At 66.5% G+C, this 7,747-nt stretch carries 6 protein-coding genes; 4 read left to right on the plus strand and 2 right to left on the minus strand.

Features of this window, described 5'->3' with window-relative positions:
- Positions 1–7: 7 nt before the first annotated feature.
- Entirely contained in the window at positions 8–2,014 is a 2,007-nt protein-coding gene (locus ABD231_RS41195; protein ID WP_344165690.1) for a glycogen debranching N-terminal domain-containing protein, read from the plus strand.
- A gap of 39 nt (positions 2,015–2,053) precedes the next feature.
- Here ABD231_RS41195 and ABD231_RS41200 read toward each other — a convergent pair whose 3' ends face one another.
- A complete protein-coding gene (locus tag ABD231_RS41200) occupies positions 2,054–2,299 on the minus strand; it encodes a DUF7455 domain-containing protein (protein WP_344165692.1) in 246 nt (81 codons plus the stop codon).
- Between the two features lie 383 nt (positions 2,300–2,682).
- On the opposite strand from ABD231_RS41200, the gene ABD231_RS41205 reads away from it, so the two are divergent.
- Together ABD231_RS41205 and ABD231_RS41210 are read left to right on the plus strand one after the other, a co-directional pair.
- Positions 2,683–4,767, plus strand: coding sequence for a DNA gyrase/topoisomerase IV subunit B (locus ABD231_RS41205; protein WP_344165695.1), 2,085 nt, complete (start codon positions 2,683–2,685; stop codon positions 4,765–4,767).
- A gap of 102 nt (positions 4,768–4,869) precedes the next feature.
- A complete protein-coding gene (locus tag ABD231_RS41210) occupies positions 4,870–5,256 on the plus strand; it encodes an HAD family hydrolase (RefSeq protein ID WP_344165698.1) in 387 nt (128 codons plus the stop codon).
- 12 nt (positions 5,257–5,268) lie between these two features.
- On the opposite strand, the gene ABD231_RS41215 is transcribed toward ABD231_RS41210, so the two are convergent.
- On the minus strand, positions 5,269–6,561 hold the full coding sequence (locus ABD231_RS41215) for a pyroglutamyl-peptidase I (protein ID WP_344165701.1): 1,293 nt from the start codon (positions 6,559–6,561) through the stop codon (positions 5,269–5,271).
- Between the two features lie 133 nt (positions 6,562–6,694).
- Here ABD231_RS41215 and ABD231_RS41220 point away from each other — a divergent pair, with 133 nt between their 5' ends.
- On the plus strand, positions 6,695–7,477 hold the full coding sequence (locus ABD231_RS41220; RefSeq protein ID WP_344165704.1) for a carbonic anhydrase: 783 nt from the start codon (positions 6,695–6,697) through the stop codon (positions 7,475–7,477).
- Positions 7,478–7,747 lie beyond the last annotated feature (270 nt).

Here is a 7,747-nt window from a genome sequence, read left to right on the forward strand (position 1 = left end):
TGGTGGCATGTCCCAGCTGCACGAATTGGTCACTGCACTGGCTGCTCCCTGGGTGGTCCTGTCGCCGCGCTCCGGTCAACTCACCGGCACCGGAGTGGAAGGCGTCTATGCCCGCGACAGACGGTTGCTGTCCAAGCTCGTCGTCACGGTCGACGGGGTGGAGCCGATTCCGCTGCAGGTGGACGAGCAGAGCGCGTCGACTCATGTGTACGTCGCGAAGGTCGATCGCGAGGAGACTGCCCTGCTCTATCGCCGGCGTGAGGTCACCCGCGACGGGATGACCGAGCAGATCACGCTGGTGAACAACTCCCGGGACACGTTGACCTGCCGCCTGGAAGTTGCCCTAGGCACCGATCTCGCCGGGATCGTCCAGGTCCGCAACAGCAGTGCTGTGACACTGCCAACTCTCGAGGCTCAGTACGACGATTTGGGCCGTCTCTACTGGGAGAATGAGGGCACACGGGTCACCGCCGAGCTCGACCCCGGAACATCTGCGACACCGCAGCTGGAGCCGGGGGAGGAGTTCACGATGATCATCAAAGTGATCGCTCCCGGCCCGCCCACGCTCAGCGGGTTCACGATCGACCCACCGGTGAACACTATTCTGTACACGGCGAGTGTTCACTGTAGTGATCACCGAGTTGAACGCTGGTTCGAACGGTCCCTCGACGATGTCCGCGCGCTGCAACTTGCGGTGGGCAACGATCGCTACCTCGGAGCAGGCCCGCCGTGGTACCTCACACTCTTCGGCCGGGACTCGTTGATCTCTGCGGGAATGCTGATTCCGGTCGACCCGGAGCTGGCGGCCGGCACCTTGCGGGCACTGGCCAAGTGGCAGGGCACCGAGGTCACGATCGACACCGCCGAGCAGCCCGGGAAGATCCCGCACGAACTCCGCGCCGAAGCGGCCGAGCACGGTGCCGATTTCGTCCTTCCGCCGGTGTACTACGGCACGCACGACGCGACCCAGCTCTGGATCACCACCCTGCACAAGGCGTGGCGCTGGGGGATGCCGGCTGATGAGGTGCGCGACCTGCTGCCGAATCTGCGCCGAGCACTCGCCTGGATGCGGGACTACGCCGATCCGGACGGCGACGGATTCCTCGAGTACATCGACGAATCGGGCCACGGATTGGCGAACCAGGGCTGGAAGGACTCGAACGACTCGGTGCAATGGCCGAACGGCGAGATCGCCACCGCACCGATCGCGTTGTGCGAAGTCCAGGGCTACGCGTACGCGGCCGCCGTACGGGGTGCTGAACTGCTCGACGCCTTCGGCGAGTCGGGCGACGAGTGGCGCGCCTGGGCAGCAGCGCTGCAGGAACGCTTCCGCAGTGCGTTCTGGGTCGACGGGTACCCGGCGATCGCCCTCGACGGCGCCAAGAACGCGGTGTCCGGCCGTGCGTCGAACATGGGGCATCTGCTCGGAACCGGTCTACTGGACGCGGACGAGGAACAGCGTGTCGCGGACGTCCTCGGTGAGGACGACCTCGACAGCGGATTCGGTCTGCGCACCCTGTCGACCACGATGTCCCGGTTCAACCCGATCGGCTACCACACCGGCAGCGTCTGGCCGCACGACACCGCCATGACCGTCGAGGGCCTGTACGCCGCTGGCCACGCCGACGTCGCCTCGTCGTACGTGGCTGGTCTCGTCCGAGCCGCCGAGAGTTTCGAGTACCGACTTCCCGAGCTGTACGGCGGTCGCGGGCTGAGCGCCGAGACGCGACCCACGCCGTACCCGAGCTCGTGCCGTCCACAGGCCTGGGCGGCCGCCTCAGCGGTGGCGGTGCTGGTGGCTGCCCTCGGGATCGAACCGGATGTGCCCGGTCGGACGCTGAGCTTCACCCCGGCGGCATCGCTGCCGTGGAGTGAGCTCACGCTGACCGGGCTGCGCCTCGGGCCCGATCGCTTGTCCATCCGGGTTGTGGACGGGGTGCTGACCGTGCTCGAGGCGCCCGATGACATGAGTGATGGCGGACTCCCGCTCGGGGAACCGCCATCGGATCTGTAGGGCTTTGGCGCCGTCGTTGGCGCGTTTATGAGACCTGGCTTACCGTTCGTCCTCCGGGGCGACGGCGGCGGGAGCGGCGTCGAGCCGACCCGTCTCGTCGTGAATGGTGACGGCGATGTTGCGCAGCTTGTCCGAGTGCTCCCGGCCGTGGTGGGCGCAGAACAGAAGCTCCCCACCGCTGGTCAAGGTGACACGGACGTAGGCCTGCGCACCGCAGCGGTCACAACGATCCGCGGCCGACAGGGCCGAACTCGGGGCGAGTGCTGTAGTCACTTGAGGCCTCATCTCATCTAGTTCCGTTCTCACCAGATAGCAACATCCTGACATGCGGATCGCTTCCCGGTGGGGGCAACGTGTCCGAATGTGAGACGAACCACCTGCTCCCTTATGACGCATGCTGACGCGGAATCGTTTCTCATTCGAGCGAATTAGGCGGCACGCGCTGCGTCGGGCGTGTCTTATCTCACTCTGCGCCATGAATTGGTCACGCCGTGCTGATCCGCGGAGTGTCGTGGGGCACGCCCGATCGAGTCCGGATCGATATCTGAGACAACACCTTTCTCGTTGACTCATCAGGTGCCCCGACTGTCGGAGGTGCTAACAGGTTTTGGGGGTGCGGCCGCATAGGCTGTCCCCGTAGTGAGTTGGTGAACCAGTGAAGGAGCCCTGTGGCCGCCCCGACGCCTCGTAGTACCGAGCTCGACCCGACGTACAACGCCCGCAACCTGCTCGTCCTCGAAGGACTCGAGGCGGTCCGGAAGCGCCCCGGGATGTACATCGGGTCCACGGACAGCCGCGGCCTGATGCACTGCCTGTGGGAGATCATCGACAACGCCGTCGACGAGGCCCTGGCCGGCCACGGCGAGCGGATCGACGTGATCCTCTACAAGGACGGATCCGTCGAGGTGCGCGACCGCGCCCGCGGCATCCCGGTCGACATCGAGCCGAAGACCAAGCTCAGCGGTGTCGAGGTGGTGTTCACCAAACTGCACGCCGGTGGCAAGTTCGGCGGCGGTTCCTACAACGCCTCCGGTGGTCTGCACGGTGTGGGCGCCTCGGTGGTGAACGCGCTGTCCGCGCGGCTGGATGTCGAGGTCGATCGTGGTGGAGTGGTCTGGACCACGTCGTTCCGGCGTGGTGTCGCCGGTGAGTTCGACGCCGAGGGCGCCGCGGCCGGCTTCACGGCGGCCAAGGGTCTGCGCAAGGCCGGGCGCGCGAAGAAGGGCATGACCGGGACCCGGATCAGGTACTGGGCGGACCGGCAGATCTTCACCCGCGACGCGAGCTTCAACTACGACGAGCTGGTCACCCGGGCGCGGCAGACGTCGTTCCTGGTCCCCGGCCTGGAGCTGGTGATCCGCGACGAGCGCGGTGACGAGGTCAGCGAGGAGCACTTCAAGCACGACGGCGGGATCAGCGAGTTCTGCGAGTTCCTGGCCACCGACCAGAAGGTCACCGAGGTGATCCGGCTGACCGGGACCGGTCACTTCACCGAGACCGTGCCGATGCTCGACGACGCCGGCCACATGACGCCGACCGATGTCGAGCGCGATCTCGACGTGGACATCGCGGTGCGCTGGGGCGATGGGTATGAGACTGAGCTGCGCTCGTTCGTGAACATCGTGGCCACCACGAAGGGCGGCACGCACGTGGCCGGCTTTGAGCGGGCGCTGGCCAAGAGCTTCACCAACGCGATGGAGGGCACCCGCCTGCTGAAGAGCGGCGAGGAGCTGATCAAGGACGACGTCCTCGAGGGCATGACCTCGATCGTCACCGTGCGCCTGGCCGAGCCGCAGTTCGACGGCCAGACCAAGGAGGTCCTCGGCACGCCGGCCGCGTCGCGGATCGTGTCCAAGGTCGTGCAGACCGAGCTGGAAGCGTTCCTGACCTCGACCAAGCGTGAGCACAAGGCGCAGGCCCGGGCAGTGCTGGAGAAGGTCGTCGCCGCGTCCCGTACGCGTGTCGCGGCCCGTCAGCACCGCGAGCTCCAACGCCGCAAAACCGCGCTCGAGTCGTCGGCCCTGCCGGCCAAGCTCGCCGACTGCCGCAGCAACGATGTCGACCGTTCCGAGCTCTTCATCGTCGAGGGTGATTCGGCTCTCGGTACGGCGAAGCTCGCACGCAGCTCGGAGTTCCAGGCGCTGCTGCCGATCCGCGGCAAGATCCTGAACGTGCAGAAGGCGTCCGTCGGCGACATGCTGAAGAACGCCGAGTGCGCCGCGATCATCCAGGTGGTCGGCGCCGGTTCGGGACGCAGCTTCGATCTCGACCAGGTCCGCTACGGCAAGATCATCTTCATGGCCGACGCCGACTCCGACGGCGCCCACATCCGCTGCCTGCTGGCCACCCTGTTCTTCCGCTACATGCGTCCGCTGGTCGACGCCGGTCGCGTCTACACCGCCGTACCGCCGCTGCACCGCTTCGAGCTGACCAACCCGAAGAAGGGTCAGGACAAGTACATCTACACCTACAGCGACGCGGAGTACCAGCGGAAGACGGCCGAGCTGATGAAGAAGGGCGTCAAGTGGAAAGAGCCCCCGCAGCGCTACAAGGGTCTCGGTGAAATGGACGCCGACCAGCTGGCCGAAACCACCGTCGACCCCCGGCACCGCACCCTCCGCCGGATGACCGTCGACGACGGCGAAGCCGCCGCCCAGGTCTTCGACCTCCTGATGGGCAACGACGTAGCCCCCCGCAAGGAGTTCATCGTCCAAGGCGCCTACGAACTCGACGAAAGCCGCATCGACGTCTGATGCCCCAGCCCCGGCTGGCCTGCTTCGACCTGGACAACACCCTCATCGACCGCGACGCGGCGTTCCGCTCCGACGGTCGAGAGCTACGACCGGGAGCATCCGTTGTTCACCTACGCCGAAAACGCCGTCCTGGAAGGGCTCTCAGCACTCCGGGACGGAGGTTGGCGGGTCGCGGTCGTCACGAACGGGACAGTCGCGCAGCAAACGCTGAAGCTCGAGCACACCGGGATCGCTGCAGTGGTGGACTACTGCTGTGTCTCCGAAGCGGTCGGTGTGCGCAAGCCGAAGGCGGAGATCTTCGCCATCGCGGCGCAGGAGGCCGGTGCCGCGCTGGACGGGTGGATGGTGGGTGACCACCCGGCGTACGACGTCGCGGGTGGTCAGAATTCTGGGCTCCGAACGATTCTGGTGGGGGATCGCCGTGGCGGACCAGTGGCCGATTACCAGGTGGAGTCGGTGCTGGACGCGTTCAGGATTGTGATCGGGTGATCAGAAAACTGATCACAAGGCCTGGCGGAGTACGGCGTGGGCACCGCGGATGATCGCCTCGCGATTTGCTTCGTAGGTCGGGTCGGTGATGGTCGTCTTGTTGGCTGCGTCGAAGGACAGGACCGGGACGTGGAGATGTCCGGCCGGCATTGAGGGGTCCTTCAGATCGCGTTGCAGGGTGTTGCGGTAGGCAACCTCGTTGGACAGGTAGCCGCCGCCGGCACCCTCGGAGGCGATCGAGCCTTCCGTCGGGCCCAACGGCCGCCGTACCGGCGCGGTCTGACCTGCGGGGATCTCCAGCACCGAGGTGTTCACGCGGGTGCGGAACGGCGTCACGTCGGCTTGAGCCATCCGCGCCATCGGTAGGCTGGAGGTGATCCACTCCGGGCCACTCGGCATGCTCGGCGAGACGACTGGAGCTGCGGCGGTTCCGCCGCCCCACAGGTTGTTGTTGTCGCCGATCGAACTGGTCGACCTCCGACGGCCGTTGAAGACCTCCAGGTCGAAGATGCCCGTCCGCCCCTGACTCGCCGTCATCACCATGTCCGCGTGCTGCGCCCCACCGCGGTAGTGCGGCGCCAGCGCATCCTCGACCATGTTCTGGTCGAAGTCGGTGTAGCGAACCGGGAAGACAACCGCCTGGATCTCGTACGTCGTCCCGTTGACCTCCCAGCGCTGTCCATCCAGCGTCAACGCATTCGCACCAGACGGATTCCCGATCCGGATGTCGGCGTCCAGCGTGAACGGATCGAACCCGGTCACCAGGATCTTCCGTACGCCGGGGGAGAACCGCGTGCTCGTGATCCCGCGAGACGCGTACTCGAGCGACCGGATCAGCTCCGCGCGTTCCGCCGTACCGATCGTGAACCGCGGCTGCCACTGGCGAAGCGTCAGTGCCATCGAGATGCGCGCCCAGTACAAACCGCGGTCGTCGGTGGACGGCAGTGCGTCATCGCCGGAGACCGGGTGCTGAGCGCGGTGCACGGCCGTCCGCCACAGCGCCTCGCCCTGAGTGCGGATCAGCTGCTTGGCGGCCTCGCGGCTCGGCATCCTGCACAGCAACCGGCCGAACAGCTCCACGTGCTTGTCGAACCCGGTCCGCCGCAGGATCTCGGCGGGCACCGAAGGTCCACCGGCGATACCGCGACCGAGGCGTTGCTCCTCGACCGTGCCGGTCACTCCGGTGTCGAGGCAGCCGGTCGCGACCGGTGCCGCGTGCACGACCGGAAGGCCGGACAGGACGCTCGTCAGGGCCAGGGCGCCGACAAGCAGGGACCTGGGAAATGAGCTGGGGCGGAATCTCATAAGGGGTATCTATCAGATCCCGGCGCGGAAGCCGAGAGATCTGCACAAAGACCGGGTATTGCAGACAGTATGCAATGCGCTACCTTCGGAGAGCGGCGTTCGCCCCCGCCGCCCCTTTCCTGAGGAGCATGCCGTGAGCACCACCAGCAGTCGCCGTCGTTTCCTGAGCACTGCCCTGCGCACCGGACTGGTTGTCGGAGCAGGTAGTGCAGTCCTGGTCGCCTGTTCGGAGGCTACGCCCGCCAGTACGCCGGTTGGTGCAGGATCGCCGGTCGCGCCGGCCAACTCTGTTCCCGCCGGATCGATCCCGCCCAGCGCCGACCCAGTCCTCACTGGTGAGCAGGCACTGGCTCGCCTGGTCGCCGGCAACGCCCGCTTCGTCGCCGACCGCGACGAGCGGCTGGACGAAGGCGTGGCCCGGCGGGTCGCGGTCAGCAAGGGACAGCACCCGTTCGCGACCGTGCTCGGCTGTGTCGACTCGCGGGTGCCGATCGAGCTCGTCTTCGACCAGGGACTCGGCGACCTGGTCGTCGTACGCAGCGCTGGTGAAGCCCTCGATCACTCGGTCGTCGGCAGCCTTGAGTTCGGTGTCGCCGAATTGCACACGCCGTTGCTGGTGGTTCTCGGCCACCAACGCTGCGGTGCGCTCGACGCCACCATCAAAGCCATCGACGCCCACCAGCGAACCTCAGAAGCCGGGCAGATCGGCTACCTCGTCGAGACGCTCACTCCCGCCGTACGCCAAGCAGAAGGCAAACCCGGCGACCGCCTAACCAACGCCATCCACGCCAACGTCGACCTGGTCCTCGCCGAACTCCGCAAATCCCCAGTAATCGCCCCCCTGGAAAAGTCCGGCAAGCTCAAACTAGTAGGCGCCTACTACGAACTAGACACCGGCCGCGTATCCCTCACCTAACCGTCCACCCCTCACCCAACCGTGTAGCCCTCACCTAAGCCCCCACCCCGAGCCCGAGCCCCCACCCCGAGCCCGAGCCCCCACCCCGAGCCCGAGCCCCCACTCCGAGCCCGAGCCCGAGCCTCACCCCGAGCCCCCAAAGAGCAGCCCCCCATTCCCCAACACCCCCGCTGCTCTTTGTGCACGAAGCTCATCTTTGGGAACCCACCAACCATGCAGAGCCCCCAAAAGTGACTGGTGGATACACAAAGATGGCTCTCGTGCACAAAG

It is taken from the genome of Kribbella yunnanensis, assembly GCF_039529655.1.
GTDB classification, from domain to species: domain Bacteria; phylum Actinomycetota; class Actinomycetes; order Propionibacteriales; family Kribbellaceae; genus Kribbella; species Kribbella yunnanensis.

Excerpts from the sequence above, each read along its gene's own strand:
- ABD231_RS41195 (WP_344165690.1), top strand. The coding sequence starts at position 8 with ATGTCCCAGCTGCACGAATTGGTCACTGCACTGGCTGCTCCCTGGGTG.
- ABD231_RS41200 (WP_344165692.1), bottom strand. The coding sequence starts at position 2,299 with ATGAGGCCTCAAGTGACTACAGCACTCGCCCCGAGTTCGGCCCTGTCG.
- ABD231_RS41215 (WP_344165701.1), bottom strand. The coding sequence starts at position 6,561 with ATGAGATTCCGCCCCAGCTCATTTCCCAGGTCCCTGCTTGTCGGCGCC.